Source organism: Pseudanabaena sp. FACHB-2040 (genome assembly GCF_014696715.1).
Lineage (GTDB): Bacteria > Cyanobacteriota > Cyanobacteriia > Phormidesmidales > Phormidesmidaceae > JACVSF01.
In genome coordinates this window covers 194,627-214,974 of the sequence record NZ_JACJQO010000012.1, presented here as the reverse complement: position 1 = coordinate 214,974, position 20,348 = coordinate 194,627, and the positions used below count along the sequence as shown (strand labels likewise).

22 protein-coding genes and 1 pseudogene are annotated in these 20,348 nt (G+C 55.0%); 18 read left to right on the top strand and 5 right to left on the bottom strand.

The annotated features are described in order from the left end of the window. The 3 genes and pseudogenes from H6G13_RS15740 to H6G13_RS15730 form a co-directional block, all read left to right on the top strand. Positions 1 to 117: pseudogene (locus H6G13_RS15740) on the top strand (photosystem II D2 protein (photosystem q(a) protein)); the annotation flags it as partial. Further along, on the top strand, positions 101 to 1,483 hold the full coding sequence (psbC, locus tag H6G13_RS15735) for a photosystem II reaction center protein CP43 (RefSeq protein ID WP_190484344.1): 1,383 nt from the start codon (positions 101 to 103) through the stop codon (positions 1,481 to 1,483). The pseudogene H6G13_RS15740 and the gene psbC, both read left to right, overlap by 17 nt. A gap of 174 nt (positions 1,484 to 1,657) precedes the next feature. Next, positions 1,658 to 2,191, top strand: coding sequence for a pentapeptide repeat-containing protein (locus H6G13_RS15730; protein WP_242028346.1), 534 nt, complete (start codon positions 1,658 to 1,660; stop codon positions 2,189 to 2,191). Positions 2,192 to 2,335: 144 nt separating this feature from the next. Here the strand turns inward: H6G13_RS15730 and ribE are convergent, their stop codons facing one another. Next, the gene (gene ribE / locus H6G13_RS15725; RefSeq protein ID WP_190484341.1) at positions 2,336 to 3,034 is read right to left on the bottom strand and encodes a riboflavin synthase; all 699 of its coding nucleotides are present in this window, start codon (positions 3,032 to 3,034) and stop codon (positions 2,336 to 2,338) included. A 290-nt stretch (positions 3,035 to 3,324) separates the two neighbouring features. On the opposite strand from ribE, the gene H6G13_RS15720 reads away from it, so the two are divergent. The 4 genes from H6G13_RS15720 to map all read left to right on the top strand — a co-directional run bounded on the left by H6G13_RS15720 (position 3,325) and on the right by map (position 6,507). Continuing rightward, positions 3,325 to 3,828, top strand: coding sequence for a bifunctional nuclease family protein (locus H6G13_RS15720; RefSeq protein WP_190484338.1), 504 nt, complete (start codon positions 3,325 to 3,327; stop codon positions 3,826 to 3,828). Positions 3,829 to 3,932: 104 nt separating this feature from the next. Continuing rightward, positions 3,933 to 5,057: an aldo/keto reductase gene (locus H6G13_RS15715; protein WP_190484336.1), complete on the top strand. Its 1,125-nt coding sequence runs from the start codon at positions 3,933 to 3,935 to the stop codon at positions 5,055 to 5,057. 69 nt (positions 5,058 to 5,126) lie between these two features. Beyond that, positions 5,127 to 5,759 (top strand): hypothetical protein, encoded by a 633-nt coding sequence (locus tag H6G13_RS15710; RefSeq protein ID WP_190484329.1) that lies wholly within the window; start codon positions 5,127 to 5,129, stop codon positions 5,757 to 5,759. A 16-nt stretch (positions 5,760 to 5,775) separates the two neighbouring features. Then, positions 5,776 to 6,507: a type I methionyl aminopeptidase gene (gene map / locus H6G13_RS15705; RefSeq protein WP_190484398.1), complete on the top strand. Its 732-nt coding sequence runs from the start codon at positions 5,776 to 5,778 to the stop codon at positions 6,505 to 6,507. Here map and H6G13_RS15700 read toward each other — a convergent pair. Further along, the gene (locus H6G13_RS15700; protein WP_190484327.1) at positions 6,497 to 7,540 is read right to left on the bottom strand and encodes an alpha/beta fold hydrolase; all 1,044 of its coding nucleotides are present in this window, start codon (positions 7,538 to 7,540) and stop codon (positions 6,497 to 6,499) included. The two genes, map and H6G13_RS15700, sit on opposite strands and share 11 nt — an antisense overlap. Positions 7,541 to 7,674: 134 nt before the next feature. Here H6G13_RS15700 and mtnA point away from each other — a divergent pair, with 134 nt between their 5' ends. Then, complete coding sequence (gene mtnA / locus H6G13_RS15695; protein WP_190484324.1) at positions 7,675 to 8,733, top strand: S-methyl-5-thioribose-1-phosphate isomerase; 1,059 nt, start codon at positions 7,675 to 7,677, stop codon at positions 8,731 to 8,733. Here mtnA and H6G13_RS15690 read toward each other — a convergent pair. After that, positions 8,730 to 9,320 carry a YkgJ family cysteine cluster protein gene (locus tag H6G13_RS15690; RefSeq protein ID WP_347277490.1) on the bottom strand — a complete coding sequence of 197 codons (591 nt, stop codon included), beginning with the start codon at positions 9,318 to 9,320 and terminating at the stop codon, positions 8,730 to 8,732. The genes mtnA and H6G13_RS15690 overlap by 4 nt on opposite strands. A gap of 211 nt (positions 9,321 to 9,531) precedes the next feature. Here H6G13_RS15690 and H6G13_RS15685 point away from each other — a divergent pair, with 211 nt between their 5' ends. From H6G13_RS15685 to mdh, 9 genes are all read left to right on the top strand, one after another. Next, on the top strand, positions 9,532 to 10,080 hold the full coding sequence (locus H6G13_RS15685; RefSeq protein ID WP_206756528.1) for a sigma-70 family RNA polymerase sigma factor: 549 nt from the start codon (positions 9,532 to 9,534) through the stop codon (positions 10,078 to 10,080). Beyond that, positions 10,077 to 10,463 carry a hypothetical protein gene (locus tag H6G13_RS15680; protein ID WP_190484321.1) on the top strand — a complete coding sequence of 129 codons (387 nt, stop codon included), beginning with the start codon at positions 10,077 to 10,079 and terminating at the stop codon, positions 10,461 to 10,463. The genes H6G13_RS15685 and H6G13_RS15680 overlap by 4 nt, the downstream gene beginning before the upstream one ends. 15 nt (positions 10,464 to 10,478) lie before the next feature. Then, complete coding sequence (locus H6G13_RS15675; protein WP_190484318.1) at positions 10,479 to 11,042, top strand: Spy/CpxP family protein refolding chaperone; 564 nt, start codon at positions 10,479 to 10,481, stop codon at positions 11,040 to 11,042. Between the two features lie 692 nt (positions 11,043 to 11,734). After that, positions 11,735 to 12,520, top strand: coding sequence for an RNA polymerase sigma factor SigF (locus H6G13_RS15670; RefSeq protein ID WP_190484315.1), 786 nt, complete (start codon positions 11,735 to 11,737; stop codon positions 12,518 to 12,520). 151 nt (positions 12,521 to 12,671) lie between these two features. Further along, positions 12,672 to 13,571, top strand: coding sequence for a hypothetical protein (locus H6G13_RS15665; protein WP_190484314.1), 900 nt, complete (start codon positions 12,672 to 12,674; stop codon positions 13,569 to 13,571). 305 nt (positions 13,572 to 13,876) lie between these two features. Beyond that, complete coding sequence (locus H6G13_RS15660; RefSeq protein ID WP_190484311.1) at positions 13,877 to 14,089, top strand: photosystem I reaction center subunit IV; 213 nt, start codon at positions 13,877 to 13,879, stop codon at positions 14,087 to 14,089. Positions 14,090 to 14,193: 104 nt separating this feature from the next. Further along, a complete protein-coding gene (locus H6G13_RS15655; RefSeq protein ID WP_190484308.1) occupies positions 14,194 to 15,042 on the top strand; it encodes a DNA-formamidopyrimidine glycosylase in 849 nt (282 codons plus the stop codon). Positions 15,043 to 15,131: 89 nt separating this feature from the next. Further along, entirely contained in the window at positions 15,132 to 15,353 is a 222-nt protein-coding gene (locus H6G13_RS15650) for an NAD(P)H-quinone oxidoreductase subunit O (RefSeq protein ID WP_190484305.1), read from the top strand. Between the two features lie 205 nt (positions 15,354 to 15,558). Further along, complete coding sequence (gene mdh / locus H6G13_RS15645) at positions 15,559 to 16,542, top strand: malate dehydrogenase (protein ID WP_190484303.1); 984 nt, start codon at positions 15,559 to 15,561, stop codon at positions 16,540 to 16,542. A gap of 312 nt (positions 16,543 to 16,854) precedes the next feature. Here mdh and H6G13_RS15640 read toward each other — a convergent pair whose 3' ends face one another. Beyond that, positions 16,855 to 17,784 carry an NAD-binding protein gene (locus H6G13_RS15640; protein WP_347277489.1) on the bottom strand — a complete coding sequence of 310 codons (930 nt, stop codon included), beginning with the start codon at positions 17,782 to 17,784 and terminating at the stop codon, positions 16,855 to 16,857. Between the two features lie 310 nt (positions 17,785 to 18,094). Here H6G13_RS15640 and H6G13_RS15635 point away from each other — a divergent pair, with 310 nt between their 5' ends. Further along, a complete protein-coding gene (locus tag H6G13_RS15635) occupies positions 18,095 to 18,439 on the top strand; it encodes a DUF5320 domain-containing protein (RefSeq protein WP_190484300.1) in 345 nt (114 codons plus the stop codon). A gap of 23 nt (positions 18,440 to 18,462) precedes the next feature. On the opposite strand, the gene H6G13_RS15630 is transcribed toward H6G13_RS15635, so the two are convergent. Beyond that, positions 18,463 to 20,343 carry a serine/threonine-protein kinase gene (locus tag H6G13_RS15630; RefSeq protein ID WP_190484298.1) on the bottom strand — a complete coding sequence of 627 codons (1,881 nt, stop codon included), beginning with the start codon at positions 20,341 to 20,343 and terminating at the stop codon, positions 18,463 to 18,465. Positions 20,344 to 20,348 lie beyond the last annotated feature (5 nt).

Sequence of the window (20,348 nt, the reverse complement as noted above, 5' to 3'; positions counted from 1 at the left end):
TACACGAAAAACATTCTGCTCAACGAAGGCATCCGTGCTTGGATGGCTCCTACTGACCAGCCGCACGAGAAGTTTGTATTCCCCGAAGAGGTACTGCCACGTGGTAACGCTCTCTAGTAATTCCTTTATCGCTGGTCGCGACCAGGAATCCACTGGTTTCGCCTGGTGGTCTGGTAATGCGCGTCTGATCAATCTATCGGGTAAGCTGCTGGGCGCTCATGTGGCTCACTCTGGCCTGATCGTTTTTTGGGCCGGTGCGATGACTCTCTTTGAAGTTGCGCACTTTGTACCCGACAAGCCTCTGTATGAGCAGGGCTTTATTCTTCTGCCTCACTTGGCGACTTTGGGCTGGGGCGTTGGCCCCGGTGGTGAAGTCATCAACACCTACCCCTACTTCGTCGTCGGTGTACTGCACCTGATTTCTTCTGCCGTGCTGGGTCTCGGCGGTATCTATCACGCCATTCGTGGTCCCGAAACCTTAGAAGAGTACTCTTCCTTCTTCGGCTACGACTGGAAAGATAAGAACAAGATGACCACCATCATCGGTATCCACCTCATCCTGCTGGGTTGCGGTGCGCTGCTGCTGGTGCTGAAGGCCTGTGTCTTCGGCGGTGTCTATGACACCTGGGCACCGGGCGGTGGAGACGTTCGCGTCATCACTAACCCGACTCTGAACCCCGCTATAATCTTCGGCTACCTGCTCCGCTCTCCCTTTGGCGGTGAGGGCTGGATTGTGGGTGTCAACAACATGGAAGACATCATCGGCGGTCACATCTGGGTTGGCCTGATCTGTATTGGCGGTGGTATCTATCACATCTTGACCAAGCCGTTTGGTTGGGCTCGCCGCGCTCTGATCTGGTCGGGTGAGGCTTACCTCTCCTACAGCCTGGGTGCGCTGTCCCTGATGGGCTTCATCGCCTCCTGCTACGTTTGGTTCAACAACACCGCTTACCCCAGCGAGTTCTATGGCCCCACCAACGCTGAGTCTTCCCAGGCTCAGGCGATGACCTTCCTGGTGCGCGACATGCGTCTGGGTGCCAACATCGGTGCTGCTCAAGGCCCCACAGGTCTAGGTAAGTACCTGATGCGCTCTCCCACGGGTGAGATCATCTTCGGTGGTGAGACCATGCGTTTCTGGGACTTCCAAGGCCCCTGGTTGGAGCCTCTACGGGGACCCAACGGCCTTGACCTAGACAAGATCACCAACGACATTCAAGACTGGCAGGTGCGTCGCGCTGCTGAGTACATGACCCACGCGCCCAACGCGTCGATCAACTCGGTAGGTGGTGTCATCACTGAAATTAACTCTGTTAACTTCGTGAACCCCCGTCAGTGGCTGTCTACTTCTCACTTTGTCCTAGGCTTCTTCTTCTTGGTTGGTCACCTGTGGCACGCTGGCCGCGCCCGTGCTGCTGAGGCTGGCTTTGAGAAGGGTATTGACCGTGAGACTGAGCCTGTATTGGCTATGACTGACCTTGACTAATTTTTGAGTCATTTGCTCAAGAGTTTTGAGGTCTCGGCTCCTGCCCTAGGGCAGGAGCCTTTTTATTTAACCCACTCACCCTCTTCTGCCCTTTACCCTCTTCAAAAGCCATTCTTTAAGGCGAAACTCCCTGTTAGGATCAATGCTGTAAAGACAGTGTAGAAACAAAGAATCATGCTTACGGTTGTGGGGATGGAGCGATGGTCTTTAAGATCGGCCCAAGGGCCATTGCACCTAAAAAAACTGCTCTTAGGCCTAGTGCTGAGCCTGGTGCTGTGGGTTGCGGGCAGCAGTCCCGTCATGGCTGAAAACTTTGATCGCCAGAATCTTCGGCAAATGGACTTTTCTAACCAGGATTTGAGGGGCAACAACTACACCCGCGCCGATATGGCTGAAGTTAATCTCAGTCACAGCAACCTTCAGGGCGTGCGCCTGTTTGATACCACCCTGTCTCGTGCCAACCTAGAAGGAGTCGATTTACGGGGAGCGACGCTAGACGGGGCTCGCTTTGTCAAAGCTAACCTGACGAACGCCATCCTAGAAGGCGCTTATGCCTTTGACACCGATTTCCGTGAGGCCACCATCGAGGGAGCCGACTTCACAGATGTCTTGCTTGATCCCAAGGTCAGCAAGGCGCTGTGCGACGTGGCTAAGGGCACGAATCCAGTTACCGGGCGAAACACAAGAGATACACTTTACTGCCCTTAGGCGCGGTGGAAATTGCTATGGCTGGCAGCCTCTACGAAACCGACTTTTATGCCTGAACTCAGAGCAGGCTCAGATCGGGCGCGATCGCAACCCAGCCGACTTAAACCTACCCCACCTGATTGAAGAAATAAAGGCAGGGGCTTACTACAAATATCCGTGCTCAGATAAAAACTCTAGGGAGAGTGATTCGCTCACCGAGGCCGAAGAATATTCCTGGGGAGTGCTCAGCAGATCCGCAGGCGATTCCCCTTGGGTGAACTTCTCAACGTACTTGCCTAAGACATCGCCCTCCAGGTTGACCGGGTCTCCCGGCACCAGCCGCCGAAGGTTAGTTTCAGCGTAGGTCACAGGGATCACGGCGACGGTGAACCAGTCTCCACTCTGGCTGCAGGTTGCTACAGTCAGACTAATTCCGTTGACGGCAATGCTGCCCTTGGGCACGATGTATCGGGCGATGCGGGCATCGGGAGCGCTAAAGCGCAATTCCCAGGCTCCAGCCACTTCCATAGCAGATACCAGCTCACCTCGACCGTCAATGTGGCCGGTGACAAAGTGGCCGCCGATCTTGCTGCCGACTCGCAGAGAGGACTCTAGGTTGACGATCTCACCCTCGAGCAGTCCGCCTAATGTGGTGCGGGCAAGGGTTTCGGGCGATACAGAGGCAATAAAGCCCCGCTGTAGGATCTGCTCAACCGTCAGGCAGACCCCATCGACAGCGATGCTGTCGCCCAGCTCCAGATCGTGCAAAATGCGATCGCGCCCTGGCCCATCGCAGTCAATCCGCAGCTGAGTGTCGCTTGCGGGGTAGAGTTTGCCAAGAGATTGAATCAGACCTGTAAACACGTTTCTTGATGCCTTAATGAAATTCTCAAGGAGAGTAGTGCCCAACTGCGGTCAGTTCGGGGCATACTTGAAGCAATAATTTTTTTGTTTGAGATACCCGTTCTGCCTGTTCAGACAGTTAGCTTAGTAGTACAAGATGATACGGCTCGGGCTTGGAGGAGTAAATACTGGGCTGCATCCGGTGCGGTACGCTTCTCACCTGGCAGCAGGTTTATACCGGCTTATCAACTGTCCAGTTTATCGCGTAAATCCAACGAACCCCTGCGTAGTGGATTCAAGAGGCCAAGCCCATGATTGAGATGAAAGTCGCCGGAATTGCCCTGGATGCGGTCTCGCGAAGTCCAGTCGTGTTGCTGCGAGACACGGCTGACCGGCGAGCCCTGCCCATCTACATTGGACCAGATCAGGCGAAGTCCATCATCAGCGCCCTGGAAAACCAAACCTCTCCCCGTCCGTTAACCCACGACTTGTTTGTCAGCATGATGGACGAATGGGATATGGCCTTGGAGCGGGTCGTGATTCACTCCCTGCGGGACAATACCTTCTATGCCCTGCTGACCCTGGCTCAAGGGGAGAATAAGAAGGAAATCGATGCTCGACCTAGCGATGCGATCGCAATTGCCCTACGGGTCGATGCTCCCATCTGGGTGATGGAGGAAGTTATTGCCGATGCCTCCATCCCGGTTGACCGAGATGCCGACGAAGCTGAGAAGCGCGCCTTTCACGACTTCCTCTCCAGCATCAACCCCTCTGATTTTGCCCAGCGGGGACAGCCCAGGAACAACGACTCCTAGCGCTTTAGAGTTCCCATAGGTTCATTTTTCCCTAGACTTTTTCCTAGATTCAGGTAGGGGTGGCAGACGTGTCATCCCTACTTTAGTTTTGAGCGTAAGCCCCAATGCAGTACCGTCGCTTTGGTAAGACCAACCTCTCACTCTCAGTTTTTTCTCTGGGTACAATGCGATCGCTAGCGTCGCTAGAGACGTTCCAAGACACCGTCAGCAGCGCCTTGGAGAAAGGCATTAACCACCTAGAAACGGCGCGGGGCTACGGCGACAGCGAGCGGCGGCTGGGAGAGGCCTTGAAGCAGTTGGGGTGCGATCGCTCCAAGCTAGTGATCACTACCAAAATTTCCCCCACCCCCGATGCCGAGACAATGGCCCAGCAGATCAGCGAGTCTTTGGAGCGGCTCCAGCTCGACTACTTAGACTGTTTGGCCGTTCATGGCATCAACACCTGGGAGCACCTAGATTGGGTCAAAGCACCTAAAGGCTGCATGGCTGCTGTTCGAGCAGCAGTCGCCGCAGGCCAAATTCGCCATGTCGGCTTCTCCACCCACGGATTCCGAGAAGTTATCGAAGCCACTATTCACACCAACCTTTTTGAATTCGTCAATCTGCACTACTACTACTTCTTCCAGCGTCATGCTGCCGTAATTGATCTGGCCGAGACAAAAGACATGGGCGTTTTCATCATTTCCCCAGCGGATAAGGGCGGCTTGCTCTATACCCCGCCCGCCCAGCTCCATAGTTTGTGCCACCCCTGCGAGCCCCTGCACCTCACTTATCGGTGGCTGCTGAGCGACCCTAGAGTAACCACCCTCAGCGTTGGGCCTGCTAGCCCAGAGGAGCTAGACTGGCCCCTATCCAACGTTGATGACAGTCCCCTCACCCCCAGCGAAACTGCCGCCTTAGAACGCTTGGAGCAGCACCTTCAAACAACGCTGGGCAGCGATCGCTGCAGCCAGTGCTACCAATGCCTCCCTTGTCCCGAAGAGATTCACATCCCGGAAGTGCTAAGGCTGCGCAATCTGGCAGTCGCCTACGACATGAGCACCTTTGGCCAATACCGCTACCGTATGTTTGAAAACGCTGGGCACTGGTTTCCCGGCACCAAAGCTAACCGCTGCACTGACTGTGGCGACTGCCTGCCCCGCTGCCCCGAACAACTAGACATTCCGAGTCTGCTGAGAGATACCCACGACCGCCTTAAAGGGCCAGATCGAAAGCGACTTTGGGGATAATTGCTACTAAAGGAACAGCCCAAAACCGGCAGTTTTTTTAGGATTAGAGAAAACACTGGGAATAGGCTTGTGACTGTTGTAATTGATCCGCCAGGATATTACCTTTGGGATTTTGCTGGAGCCAATGGTCTGCAGGCAGCCCGCAACCTGTTTGGAAATAGGGTCAGTGAGCTGGCCCCTTTTCAATCGCTCGAATCTAGCTTCAATGCTCATGCCTGCTCAGTGCTCAGGCTATGCGAGAACAATTTTCGAGTTGCCCTGTCTCGCGACCACGAATTCGATCTCGCCATTGAAGAAATGAATCTAAATGTATGGGTGCGCCAGTGTAATCCCTTTCAAAGGCCACCTCAAAAGCGGCAGGCCACCCCTGCCTCTGATCGGATGGCAACGCTGGTGCTCTCTGAGAAACTGGCCCAGGCCTGCCTGCATTACTTGGCCACTACTAAACCAATTTACCGTCTGGAAGACCTGCCCCTACACTGTGCTGTTCCGGCCCGTCTACAGCAAAAAGCTATACTAGTTTGGCACCATCCCTGGCTAGGGCACCCTCGCTTTGAGCTGCACACAGCCCAGGCAGATGTTCAAAGCATCGCTGAGGCGATTACAGCTGAGGCGATTACAGTAGAAATAGCATCACACACACTACCCGACACCAGACGTGGAACAACAGCCGCAACCAGAAGTCATCACTCTGCTCTCTGAACGGGAGCTAGAAAAAATGCGGCGGGCCTGCCAGTTGGCCGCCGAGTTGCTGGAGCATCTGGCTCCCCTGGTCAAGCCAGGCGTCAGCACGCTAGAGCTCAATGACGAGGCCGAGCGCTGGACCCAGGCTCACGGGGCCAAGAGTGCGCCCCTGGGCTATCACGGCTTTCCCAAATCTATCTGCACCAGCATCAATGAAGTTGTCTGCCACGGTATTCCCAGCGCAGAGCAGGTGCTTAAAGATGGTGACATCGTCAACATCGATGTCACCCCTATTTTGGACGGCTACTACGGCGATACCTCTCGCATGTTTTTTGTCGGCGAACCGTCTCCTGTAGCCAAAAAGCTGGTAGAAGTTACCGAAGAATGTCTCTGGCGCGCCATCCGGGAGGTCAAACCGGGGGCCCGCATTGGCGATATCGGAGCCGCTATTCAAGAATATGCCGAAGCTCAGGGATTTTCAGTCGTCCGCGATTTTGTTGGTCACGGCGTTCACCGTATTTTTCACGCGGCTCCGCAGGTGCCCCATTACGGTGTTCGAGGCAAGGGCAAGAAGCTGCGTCCTGGCATGGTCTTCACCATTGAGCCGATGATCAATGTGGGCACCTACGAGGTTGAAGTGCTAGCTGATGGCTGGACTGCTGTTACTGCCGACCGCCAGCTCACGGCTCAGTTTGAGCACACCATAGCAGTGACCCGCGATGGCGTGGAAGTCCTCACCCTTTCCCCGGCTAAGGTTACGGCTTAGGCCCTGACTCAATCCACTCCAGCACCCGGTTCCAGGCCCACCAGGGATCGGGATCTTGGGCTAGCTGCTGGCCGCGACGGCTGCTGATATAGCCGACATGGCCGCCGTGCTGGGTCAGCCGCAGGTCAATGACGGGGTTTCCGCTGCAGGCGGTTTCTAGGTCCTTTACTAGCGTCGGATCAAAGAGCGGATCGTCAGCAGCGTAGAGAATCAGTGTTGGCTTTTGCAGATGGGGCAGCAGCGGCAGTGGAGAACTGGCAGCGTAGTAGTCCTCCACTGTCTCAAAGCCCAGTCGAGGAATGACCAGCTCTTGGTCAAAGCCCCAAATGCTGTCGGCCCGGCGAATGGCCTCTGGATCAAGCGCCTGAGGATGGTAAGTCTGAATCTTTTGGGCCAGGATTTGCAGCTGGTTTGCGATCGCACGCTCCAAATACCGCCCTACTGGGTGCGCCATCAAATACTGCAAAGAACGAGCCGAGTCCAGGCTAGGGCAAATTACAGCTCCCCCACCAATGTCATCTGCAGCTAGCCCTAGGCTGGGTGCCAATGCTGAAGCTGCTTTTATGCCCCACAAAGCCAGCTGTCCCCCCAGCGAAAATCCCGTAAACCAGAACGGGGGTGGACATCCTAGCGCCTTCGCCTGGGCCGCTAGGTGGACAAAATCATCCCCTTCATAAATTCCGTCAGAGGTCAGGGTAGGAGACAGCTCAGCCGTTTTTCCGTGCGCCCGCCAGTCAAACAGCAAGACAGCATACTGATGGGCAAATGCCTTACGGCCCAAAATCCTCAAAAACCACTGGTCCTCCAAATCCCCCGTAATGCCGTAGGTGCCGATGATCGTGCCCTTGGGCTGATTGGGAGTTGCTGTAATGCCAAAAAGTGGTACGTCCCCTGCTCCGGTAAACCGATGGCTTTGATAAATAGGCTCTGGGTCTAGGGTGTATCGCTGCCAGAGATGATTAGCTATCCTGGCTACATAGACCGTCATCAAGACACCGTTACTCAAGAACCAGGGCGGCAGAAAGGGGGGCATAAATCTTCTCTAGACGCGCTTTTGGATTGTAAGCGGCAGTTGGAGAAAGCGGGGGCTGATGAGGGATGCCCTCACCCCCGCAGCCGCTCAGCGGACCGCTACCATGATGAAGGACCGAATTACTTGCTACTGCCATGCCTGTCGCCCAGCTCAAGCCGCCCGAGCCCGTTCTTTGGCAAGATGGAGAGCTCTTTCTCCTAGACCAGACCCAACTGCCGCTAACGACCGTCACCGAAAAGCAGGAAACCGTAGAGCAGGTTTGGGACTCGATTAAGCAGCTCAAGGTGCGGGGAGCCCCGGCCATCGGCATTGCTGGTGCCTATGGTTTGGTAATGGCCGTCAAGCCGCAAACTCAACTGCCGATTTCAGAATTTTTGGCCGAACTAGAACGCCAGGCGAACTATCTCGACAGCGCCCGACCTACAGCAGTCAACCTACGCTGGGCGCTCACCCGCATTGTCAAAAAAGCCCAAGCGCTGTCTCACCTGCCGGTGCCTGAACTGCAGGAAGCCTTGGAGCAAGAGGCAGTGCAGATTCATAACGAAGACCGTCAGCTCTGTCGCCGCATTGGCGAGCACGGACTGCCGCTGATCAAAGGTGGCATGGGCGTGTTGACCCACTGCAATGCTGGGGCCTTAGCGACCTCGGAGTTGGGCACGGCTCTGTCCCCTCTCTATCTGGCCCATGAGCGCGGGATTCGATTTAAGGTTTATGCCGACGAAACTCGCCCGCTCTTGCAAGGAGCCCGGCTTACCAGTTGGGAACTACAGCAGTCCGGCATCGATGTCACGCTGATTTGCGACAACATGGCCGCTCACATGATGAGTCAGGGGCTGATTGACCTGGTAATTGTTGGCACCGATCGAGTCGCTGCCAACGGTGATGTCGCTAATAAGATTGGGACTCTGGGGGTCGCTATCCTGGCCCAGTATTTCCAGATTCCGTTTTATGTAGCCTGTCCCTACTCCACAATTGATTTTGCTACGGCTGAGGGCCAATCAATCGTGATCGAAGAACGCTCGGAAGACGAGGTAACCCACTTTGGTCTGCGACGTACGGCCCCCCCAAATATCTCGGTTAGAAACCCGGCCTTTGATGTCACTCCCCATACCCTGGTAACCGGGCTCATCACGGAGCGTGGCATCATTCGTCCGCCCTACATAGAAAATCTGCAGCTGTCTTACAGCGCCTAGTCCGGCGATGCAGAAGACTCCTGCTCGTAGGCCAAAGCCAGCCCAGCCCGCTCTAGAGCTACCTGAAGGGCCTGATTTATCGGCATCCGTTGGTAGCCCCAATAGGGATCAAAGCTGGCGATGCGAGCCTGCCAGTCTGAAAATTTAGGGATGGGGAAGCCGGTTGCGATCGCATCCCTCACCCCCCCTAAAATTTCTGGCATCACCGCTTCGTGCCAGGAGCAGGCAGCCAGCACCGGCTCTCCGCCCTTGCCGTTCGCTGCAGCATAACCAAACAGGCGACAGAGAGAAGGCCGCCAGTCATACATCTGGCAGCGCCCGTGTCCCGGCACAGTTGGGCTAGCTTCATAAAAAGCACAGTTGCTGAGCAGGCCGGCTTGCGCTAGCCAGTACTCGGCCTCCCCACGCTGGATGAGCTCTAGCGCTGCCGGCAACATCTCCAGGGGAGTCGCCTCAATCTGAGGGTTTTCACAGCAGCGACCACACCCAGGAGGACAGTGCAGCCCAGTTTCAGCGCGTAGAGCCGCCGTCTCAGTATCCATTTGACGGTAAGCCGCAAATACCTGAACTGCAATCTCCTGGTTCACGTCAAATGCTCCTGCTAACCCTTTCAAACAGACCGACACGCCCACATCCAAAGCTCATGGCCAGATCTCAGAAAATTTTTCCTGCAGATTGAACCGCAGATTGAACCATTTTCCCCAATTCAAGGTCTAAAAATATGGAGCAGGCTTGAGGGATATACGTCCTTTGATAGAGGCAGTTTCCAACGTTACGGAGGCCGCGATTACTTCAGAGTTGACTAATACGTCCTCCGACCGAGCACTCATTGCTCAATGTTTAGCGGGCCATCCCCAAACATACCGAATTCTCTACCAGCGTTATCAAGCCAAAGTTCGCTCTACCCTTTTTCAGCTCTGTGGAGAAGACGGACTAGATGATCTGGTGCAGGAGGTATTTCTCAGGGCGTGGAAAGGATTACCCCGGTTCCGGCAGCAGGCCCAGTTTTCTACCTGGCTCTACCGCATCGTCTGGAATGTAGCTTCTGATCAGCGGCAGCGCCAGGCCAAGCAGCGCAAACAGCTAGAGTCTTTGAAGCAAACTGCCGAGCCAACCCACGCGCCCAGCGACATCATGCATCTCCACTATCAAGATTTGGTGCAGCGTGGGCTTCAGTCTCTCAGTCTAGAGCACCAGGCCGTTCTGGTTCTCCATGACCTAGAGCAAATCCCGCAAAAGGAGGTGGCTGTGATTCTAGCCATTCCCACTGGCACGGTCAAATCTCGCCTGTTTCATGCCCGCGCCGCCATGCGGCAGTTCCTTGAGCAAGAAGGGGTTCAGCCATGACATTGCCCTCCCCCGACCAAAGACTGAGCGAGTTTCTGCGCCAGCACCGCCCGTCTCCGCCCGCCGCCGACCCTACCCTAGAGGATCAGCTGATGGCCTCGCTATCTACCTCCCAACAGGTGACCTCGTCTTCTCACCTGCCGAGGCGGCTCTGGAGCAGACAACTAGGCATTTCGGCACTGCTAGCCTCCTGTCTGCTGGCCTACGCCACAGTGCGTTTCTCGCGTCAGCCGCAGGTGGCAGAGATTGACCAGGAAGACTTAGAGCTGTTTGTCGCCGAAACCTGGGGCGGCTCAGCCTACTCCGATATTCCCACGCTAGAAGCAAGCGCTGCCGATGCCAGCTGGCTGCTGACCATGTACGCCGACTCCCCCCTCGATTAAACAGAGATTGTCACCATGAAACCAACGTCACGCAATGTAGTACTGGGTGCGATCGCACTATGCCTCGTTTCAACCGCAGGCTACCTCACAACCGCCAACGCCACCGCACCTGAAGCCAATCGCCCAGAAGCTCTACTAGATCTCTTCATCGCCGATCGCTCCGGCAACCGGCAGCCCGGCACGGGAGGAAAGTCTAGACCTGGCAGAGGCGACAACCCTGATCAAGTTTTCGAGCAGCTCGACTTAAACGAAGATCAGCTGTCGCAAATTCGCACCATTCGCGAGTCTTCCCGCACCACCCTACAGCCCCTGCGGGAGCAAATGCGTGCAGGTCATCAAGAACTGCGAAGTTTAATGGCCAGCAACGCTTCTACCGACGAACTCCGGCAGCGGCACAGCACCCTCATGAACCTCGAACAGCAGATGCGGGCAGAACGCTTTGAAGTCATGCTGCAAATTCGCGAAGTGCTCACCCCAGAGCAGCGCACCGAACTCGCGAACATGCTCGAACAGCGGCGCTCACAGAAGAGGCAAGGCAAATCCGGTTCCAACCGCGCCCCCCAAAACCCAACCAGTTAACGAAGCACAGACCTTTAATTTTGCCTGAGAGCCGCCGACAGTTCTCAGGCTTTTTGATGACCTCTTCTAGGCGTGCTCAACCTAAGCGATTATGCACGAGCTACTGATTCTGTTAAGCTTTGTGAAAACCTCCCGGTATTTACGGAGAAGTTTGCAGAAGGTAAGATTTTGAGAAAGCTGGTTCAGCAAATGCAGTCGCTACCTTACCCCCTGCTATCCCATAACACCCTATAGCGAAGCGGTGAAGCAAGTCTGCAAGGTAGCTTGTTAACGTACACTTCACTATGCTCAAGCCATTCAAATTAAAAGATTCAATGAAGTTTTGCGGAAACAGCCAAGCTCTCGATGACGTCTCCATAAACTCCCCTACAACCCCCCGGGGCTTGACTGAAATTTTCTGTATGTTAAGGTTTTGACGCTGTTACAACTTTGTTTGTCTGTTTGCTGCAATCCAAGATCCGTAGAAACGCTATTGATGTGCAAAACCCTGAGAACTAATCTGAAAAGACGGATTTGCAGTTTACATCGGCCCTACGGATGAGACTCTGAGATTTCGACGTGTCTGACCAGTTGTCTTTCACCAAGACCCCAGGTTTGACCCACAAAATGCTCAGGCAGTCTGCTTTCCTAATCAGGAATGCCATACCTGAACTGCCGGTAGTCAAGGATCAGCCAACCTTCCTGAAAACGCCATGCTAGTTCAATCAAACCGGAATCTTAAAGGTGACAGCATCGAACTGCTGCAGCAATACCAACAGACTCGCTGCTCAGACATTCGAAACCATCTAGTCCAGCTCAACATTGGCCTCGTCCGAAGAGAAGCCCACCACTGGCTCCACCAATCCGACGAAAACTACGACGACCTGATGCAGGTTGGCAGCCTAGGATTAATTCGCGCCATTGAGCGATTTGACCTCTCCAAAGGATATGCCTTTAGCTCCTTTGCCGTTCCCTACATTCGAGGGGAAATCCAGCATTACTTAAGGGATAAAGGCTCCTCCATGCGTATCCCTCGACGGTGGCAGATGCTGCAACACCAGTCCACTAAAGCCATTCGCCAACTCCAGCTTGAGCTCAATCGGTCACCCAACGACGCCGAAGTAGCTGCAGCCCTTGAAATTAGCCAAGAGGAGTGGCAGGAAGTCAAGCTTGCTAGCCGCAACCGAGCGCTGCTCAGCCTAGATGCGCCGGTTCAAGACGAAGACAACGGTTCTGCCTCCTTAGGAGACCTGCTACCCGACCCTAAATACCGCAGCTTCCAACTTGCTCAGGAAGACCAAATCCGTCTACAGCAGGCGCTGCACCAGCTAGAGCAGCGTACGCGTGAAGTTGTGGAATTTGTCTTCCTCCAAGACTTGACTCAAAAGGAAACTGCTGAACGCTTAGGTATTAGCTCAGTTACCGTATCTCGACGGGTTAAGCAGGGGCTGCAGCGGTTACGCAACCTCTTGGCCAGCACTGAAGATGAAGTGGCTTAGGCAGCCCTTGAATTCAGAATTAGTCGCCAAAACTAGCCAAAACTAAAGTGTCACGCCTCAACACAATTGAGTTATCTTTTAGGAGCCAGGATGAAATAGGGTGATTCCTAGATTCATCCTTGCCTGGTTTAACCTTAGGAGGACCTGTTCGATGCGTCGCCTCACTGCCATCACCCTCGCTAGTTTGGCTAGCTTGTCCCTCAGCGGATGTGGCTTTTTCAACTCACTGTTCAACCGAGGGCAAGATGATGTCGTGGTTGAACCTATTCAAACCCCGCTGCCAGATGAGACCGTCGAACAGACCGATGAAGAGTTTGTTCAGCCTCTAATTCCTGCAGCTCCAAGCGCAGCGGCGATCGCCAGTGCTGAACTTATTCAATCGACAGATCCTAACGAGCGGATTCAGCAAATTTCGACCAGTCGGCCTGATCCCTACGCAACCGTTCCCATTCCTCCTAGACCGACAGCCGCTCCTCGCCCAGCGACCAGTCCGCAAGGCACAGGGACCGGGGCTACTGGAGCAGGAGCCACCGGGGCAGGAGCTACTGGAGCGGGAGCCACAGGAGGTAGGGCCGGGGCTGGTACAGCCACCGGAGCTGCGGGGGGAACCCGGGGTGGTACAGGTACTGCACCTGGGGCAACTGCTGGCAGACCTGGTACAGTCCCGACTCCTGGCGGAAGTCCTGTAGCAGTGGGTCCAGGTGGTTCTCCCACACAAGCACTGCCAGCACTGCCTCAACCCCAAATTGCTACCTCAGTTGCCGTTACAGGGGTAGTCCAGGTGGGAGGAGAAACCTACGCCATCATCCAAGCACCCGACGAACCCACCAGTCGCTATGTAAGAACCGGGCAGCGGCTGGCCAATGGCCAAGTCTTAGTGAAGCGAATTGAAATGCGCGGCGGTGTAGAGCCCGTTGTCATTCTTGAGGAGAACGGCATTGAGGTGGCCCGCCCAGTTGGCAGCACCGGCGGCCCTGTAGAAGAAACTCCGACTGCAGCAGCAGGTACGCCTGTGCAAGCGCTAGCTGTTCCGCCCCTACCTCAGAGCTAACCTCGGGTTAAGCCAAGCTCTCAAATTAAACTCTAAATACCTAAACAAAACCGGATTTCCTATTTCTTAAGGGAATCTGGTTTTGTTTATACGCTCTACTCAGAAGGGAACAAATGCTATTAAGTTCCCTAAGTTGCAGGAAAGCGTTTTGTTTAAGAAACCTTACAAAGCTCTGCTGAAAACAGAATTATTTGTGGTCAGCAACAAAACTTAAATACGCCTTTGAGCTCAAGAAACATCAGACGTAGTACGCTGATGAACAAGTCATTCGCGCTTGATAACTGTCTTTCAAGAGGGCATTATTCATGGTTCAACGTGGTTCAAAGGTTCGGATCCTCCGCAAGGAATCCTACTGGTACCGGGATACTGGCGTTGTTGCGTCCGTTGATCAAAGCGGTATCAAATATCCCGCTGTGGTCCGTTTCGACAAAGTCAACTACTCCGGCATCAACACCAACAACTTTGCCCTGTCTGAACTGGAAGAAATCGGGGCACCTAAAAAAGCTGCTAACAAGTAAGCTGAGAAAACTATCCTGAGCCTTGCTTCTAGCGATATTTTGCGCCTAGTTCTGCGTCAAAATAGAGTTAAGAAGTCTTTAACGCTAAGGAGTAATAACGACCTGTGCCGGAGCTACCTGAGGTTGAAACCGTTCGTCGGGGGCTCAACCGTGTCACGTTAGGTCTTTCTATCCGGGGTGGAGAGGTGCTTCTAGAGCGTACCCTCTCTTACCCCGTTTCTATTGAAGCTTTCCTGGCAGGGTTAACAGGCTGCTCCTTGAAGGAGTGGTGCCGCCGAGGAAAGTACCTTTTAGGGCGGCTAGCTGACGCTAGCGGGGCTGACGCTGGTTGGCTTGGAGTTCACCTACGGATGACAGGGCAACTCCTGTGGGTTGCTCCAGAGGGGCCGTTGCCCGTTCACTGTAGAGTCAGGCTGTGTTTTGAGGGCGGACGAGAACTCCGCTTTGTTGATCAACGAACCTTTGGCCGTATGTGGTGGGTGCCGCCGGGGCAGGCTCCAGAAGCGATTATTTCTGGGTTGGCCGGGTTGGGGCCAGAACCCTTTGATGCTCAGTTTTCCCCCGCTTATCTAGCCCAGGTGTTGAAACAGCGGCAGCGTCCGATTAAAAATGCCCTCTTAGATCAGGCCCTGATTGCCGGGATTGGCAATATCTATGCTGACGAGGCCCTTTTCCTGAGCGGCATTCGCCCCAAAACTCTCTGCGCTCAAATCGGGCCGCGCCGCGCGAAACGCTTGCATGAGGCCATTCTTCAAGTTCTAACGACCAGCATTGAAGCCGGGGGCACGACCTTTAGCGATTTCCGAGATGTCTATGGGGTTAATGGCAACTATGGCGGTGTAGCTTGGGTATATGACCGGGAGGGCAAACCTTGCCGGGTCTGTAGTAAGCCCATTGAGCGCCTGAAGCTGGCGGGTCGCTCTGCCCATTTTTGCCCCTCCTGTCAACGGTAAGCAACCCCTATCATCAGATCCAGGCACCACAAGCTTGGGACTCGACGCTGGGCTTTACAATCAGAGATATTGTTATTCCTCGTAGACTTATGGCAGCTCCATTGAAGCGTGGTGACCTAGTTAGAGCTATTCGGGAAAAGCTAGAAAGCAGCTTGGAAGCCAAAGCGAGCGATGCTCGCTTCCCCAGCTATGTGTTTGAGACGCGGGGAGAAATTGTGGATATTCGCAATGACTACGCTCAGGTCAAGTTTGGCCATATGCCTGCTCCCAATGTCTGGCTACGGATGGATCAGCTAGAGAAATTTTCTTAGTGCTCACCAATCCGGTAGAGGTTCTGTCTACTGGTGCGATCGCACTTCATCCCTCCAGTGAACTGCACTTAACCAGCAGCTGTTCCTAGGGGACATCCGGCATGTTAAGTATTGCCTAAAATTTCTCTTTTCCCAGGGTAGTTCAGCTCACAATCAAGGTATGAGAGGAGGTTTGCTCCCTCTGGCGTTAGTAGTGAGCTGGAATATGACTGCCTTTAGCCCACCCCCGTTTTGCCATTTAAGCCGGGTAACAATCGTTGGTGCAGGTAACGTCGGCAGTTCACTCGCCCAGCGAATTTTAGAGCGCAATGTGGCCGATGTGGTGCTGATCGACATTGTCGAAGGACGCCCGCAGGGAGTCGCTCTCGATTTGATGGAATCGAGGGGCTCCGAGGGCCACAACCGCCAAATTGTGGGGACTAACAGCTACCAGGACACGGCCCACTCTGATGTGGTTGTGATTACAGCGGGGCTACCGCGAAAGCCGGGCATGAGCCGAGATGACCTGCTGCAGGTCAACGGCAAAATTGTTATTGAGACGATTCAGCAGGCGTTACAGTACTCCCCCCACGCCTGCTATATCGTTGTCACCAATCCGCTTGATGTGATGACGTATCTGGCCTGGAAGGTGAGCGGTTTGCCAGCTGAGCGGGTGATGGGCATGGCTGGGGTGTTGGATTCAGCTCGATTCCAAACCTTTATTGCGATGGAGTTGGGAGTACCGCCAGGGGATGTTTCGGCGTTGGTGCTGGGAGGGCACGGTGACCTGATGGTGCCTTTGCCCCAGTACTCGACGGTCAGCGGCATCCCGGTGACGGAACTAGTTGATGCCGCCACATTAGAGCGGCTGATTGAGCGAACTCGCAATGGGGGGGCTGAGATTGTCCAACTGCTTAAGCAGGGCGGGGCTTATTATGCGCCAGCGTCTGCTATTTGCGTGATGGTTGAGGCGATTCTCTATAATCAGTCCCGCATTTTGCCGGTTGCGGCCTATTTAGAGGGCCAATACGGCCTTGAAGATCTCTATTTGGGAGTGCCCTGCCGAATTGGGCAGAAAGGGGTTGAAACGGTTCTGGAACTGTCTCTGACTGAGGCCCAGCACCAGGCGCTGGCGACCTCTGCAGACTCGGTAAAACAGAATATTGATCAGGCACTGGACCAGCTACTGGAGTTTAAAATCCAGCGCTAGGCTAACAGAATTACTAGTAGTAAAAAGCCTGCAACAGAGACGCCGGACTGCCAAAAGATTTGAAAGGTTGTATTTTCAGGCATTTGGGGACCTCCTTGGACCTCAGTTAAGGATTTTGGTAGGAGTACTGTGCAGTACGAGGAAGGAAGTTGAGACATATCCTTCTGTTGATTTCACTGTCATCCTATTGGGGAAAATCAGATGAAGCTTGCCTAGATTCACCTGATTTATCTCTTGCTCTAAGAAGGACTTCAGCTGGGTTCCGCACTATTTCGGATGCCGTTAAGGACTTAATGTTTTAACAGCGCATCCTCAGGGAGAAACCAGCAGGGAGGTATGCCGCCAGAGCTGCTCTAAGCCATGGGCAGGCAGTGTCAGATAGAGAATGTCGCCGCTGTTGAGGATTGCGTTTAGGAGCGCAAACCCGTGCAGGGTCTGGCCTCGGGTTTCTAGGTATAGGGGAACGAGATCGGCCTGTTTGGCGACAGACTGGATTGATTTGCTGCAGAAGGGGTGGTGAGGGGTAATAAGGGTTGCGATCGCAACCCACAGCAGCCCGCCCGCCATACAGAGATAGGGCATGGGCTGAGAGCGGGGCTTTTGCAGTTGGGGCCGAGTAGCTACAATCAGCCGATCTCCTGTATGCAAAACCTCCCCTTCTAGCACGGCCGAGATTAGATCGATCTCAGCCGTGCTAGAGTGGTAGTAAATCAGCATCCGTCCCCGATCTTCCCAGAGGCTCTTGAGCAGGCGGCCATTCCAGGGGTGATCGGCATCGATGTACTCTTCGTGCATGGCCCAGGTTGTGCCAAAAAGCTCAATCTGACCGATGGCCCGATTGCCTAGGGCGGCAAAGGCAAAGAGCGGCCCCGCTAGAGCCGCCACGCTCATACTGACGTGCTGAGGCAGAGTCTGATCGAGGCGTTCTCCCAGGCTGGCGTTGAACAGGCGATTGATAATGCGGATTTTAGGATTGAGCAGTCGGGCCTGGGTGAGAATGGCTAGGTTTAACGCGTCGTCTGAACTGGCCAGCAGCAGGGTGTGGGCCTGCTCAATGCTGGCGGCTTTGAGGGTGTCTTGCGATCGCAAGTTGCCCACCACGATAGCGCTATCACCGATATCCAGGGGCTTGTCGCTAATCCCAACCACCTGGGCACCTTGCTGCCGCAGCAGCATGAAGATCCGGTAGCCGGCCCGGCCCAGACCGCAAACAATTACTTGAGGAATATAAGGCAAGGACACGAGAGTTCAGCCATCGTTAAAACTTTAGATTGTCATCAGCCTGCCTGGCCCAACCAAACCAGCTAGGTCTTCAGTCGCCTCAGACCACTTCCGACAGATCAGGATTTTCTAATCCTTCCGGCAAGCTAGAGAAAGGGCTGTAGCGCAGGGTACGGTGTCACAAAATTTAGGGTTGGCTCAAGATTAATTCCTTGGGTTACAACGGGCTTGGTCAAAGCTTGTTAAGTCTGTTAGTCACCTGCGCGGCTGGGTACGCTGAGGGCAACAAATCTGATCACGAAAGCTGCCGCCGCCCCCTTGGAGACTCCCTATGTACCCTCGCCGCATCCAGCGCAAAATCCTGCCCAAAATCAGCACCCTGCCCCGCCAGCGGACTGAGGCTGCTCACTACTTGGACATGTACAAGCTGACTGTGGAAAAGAAGCGCCTGCAGCAGGAACTGCAGAGCCTGGAGGAGCGGCAGCAGCAGATTAAGCAGCGCTTAGAAGAGCTTGACGCCCACACCAGTGCTCTAGAAGAGGGGGCACAGCAACTCCGAAACACAAACAACGGACAAGCCTCGGCCCCAACCAGTAACGTGTACTTGCCTAGTAGCCGAGCAGCCAGTGCTCCCAGCGCCCCTGATGACTTCAACCTGCTTTTCCTAGAGTACTAGCGCCTAACGTATCGATGGGAGCATTAATCTTTAGGCAGCGGTTGCCAAATCTGCAGGGTCTCATCTGCCCCGCTGCTGATTAAGGTTTGACTGTCAACCGTAAAGGCAGCCGATCGCACGCCCCAACTGTGTTTAAGAATGGCAGATCGGGCCTTGACTCGCATATCCCAGACATTTAGAGTGCCGTCTGCGCTGCCCGTTGCCAGCCAGCGACCATCCTTACTGGGAACCAGAATTGTAATTGCGTCAGCCTGTTGACTGAGCAGGCGACCCTGGCTTGACTGCTGCGGCTGCCAGGTCTGCACCATTCCCTGACTATCGCCGCTGTAAATTCTGTCGCCACTGACGTCCCAGGCTACGGCGGTGACTTGAGCAGCGACAGTGGTTAGCGTTTGCAGCAGGCGACCCGTGGGCACGTGCCAGAGGCGCAGGGTCTTGTCCCAACTACCGCTGGCAAGCCGCTGACCGTCGGCGCTTAGGGCCAAGCTGCTGACCCAGTCTTGGTGATGAGCCAGGGTGGTTCGAAGCTGGCCGGAGGGCACATCCCAAATCTGAATCTTGCCTGCGCCTCCAGCAGTAATCAGGGTTTGGCCATCGGGGGTGAGCACCAGGGCGGCGGTACCCCAGCCCGGAAACTGCTGCTGCCACTGGAGCTGGTAGGTGGCCAAGTCCCAAGCTTTTAAGACGCCATCCTGGCTGGCACTGTATAGCGTGTAGCCATCGGGACTGAAGCTGACGCCCGTGACGGCATCCTGGTGCCCGGCTCCCCAAAAGCCCAAGCGCTTGGCAAAGGTGCGGATTAAGCTGCCGTCGGACAAATCCCATAAGCGTACAGACTGATCACTGGAGGCGGTTGCGATCGCACGTCCATTAGGGCTCACGGCCAGCCCATTAACCACCCCACCCGGTTGGGTAATCGTGCGAACTCGCTGCCAGCCTGGGGTGGCAGGCGCAGCTGGCTCTTGCGCCGCCCGTCGCTTCAAGCGTGAGTGCTTGGTTCTGCCGCCGCCCGGTAGTGCTCCTAGTTGAGGCAGCCGATTGAGATCGGCCAGCACCGCATCTGCCGAAGCGTAGCGCTGACGCAGACTACGAGCCAGCATCCGGTCTAGCGTGCGAGCCAGCTTGAGACTGACCGGAGACTGGACATAGGTGCGCCAGGTCCAACGGTCTTCGCTGATAGAGTACAGATCAAAAGGGTGAAGCCCGGTTAGCAGGTGAATGCAGGTCACCCCCAAACTGTAGAGATCGCTGGCAAAGGTTGCCTGCCCCAACGCCTGCTCAGGGGCAACATAGCCAGCGCTGCCGATCACAGTTCCTGCCTTTTTAGCCCCGCTCGCTGCATCAATGGCTTTAGAGGCCCCAAAATCCACCAACGCTAGCAGGCCAGGTCGAGACGGCGCAATTAAATTGGCGGGTTTAATGTCTCGGTGAACGATCTGGCGGCTGTGAATAAACTGCAGCACCGGCAACACCTCCATCAGCAGGCGACGCAGGCGCTGTTCGTCAAACGCCCCCTGACGGGCCAGCAGGTCTTCTAGAGTTGGCCCTGGCACATATTCCTGCACCAAAAACTGACCACTTTCTAGCTCAAAGTAGTCGAGCAACTGGGGGATTTGAGGATGGCCGCCTAGCTCTTGCAGCCGTTCTGCCTCTGCTCGAAAGCGTTGAGAGGCCTCGGTGGAGTTGCGATCGCGACCCCAATTTTGCTTAATGACACAAAGCTCAGACAGGCCCACAGTCGTATCGGCAGCCAAAAAGGTTCGACCAAACCCGCCCTGCCCCAACACCTTAAGCGCCAAGTACCGCTGCCCCAAGCGTAGAGGCTGCCCGCAGCTCTGACAAAATAGGTGCTCAGCAGGATTTTGGGGTTGGGGGCAGGCCGGATTTAGGCACAGCGCGGTCAATCCAT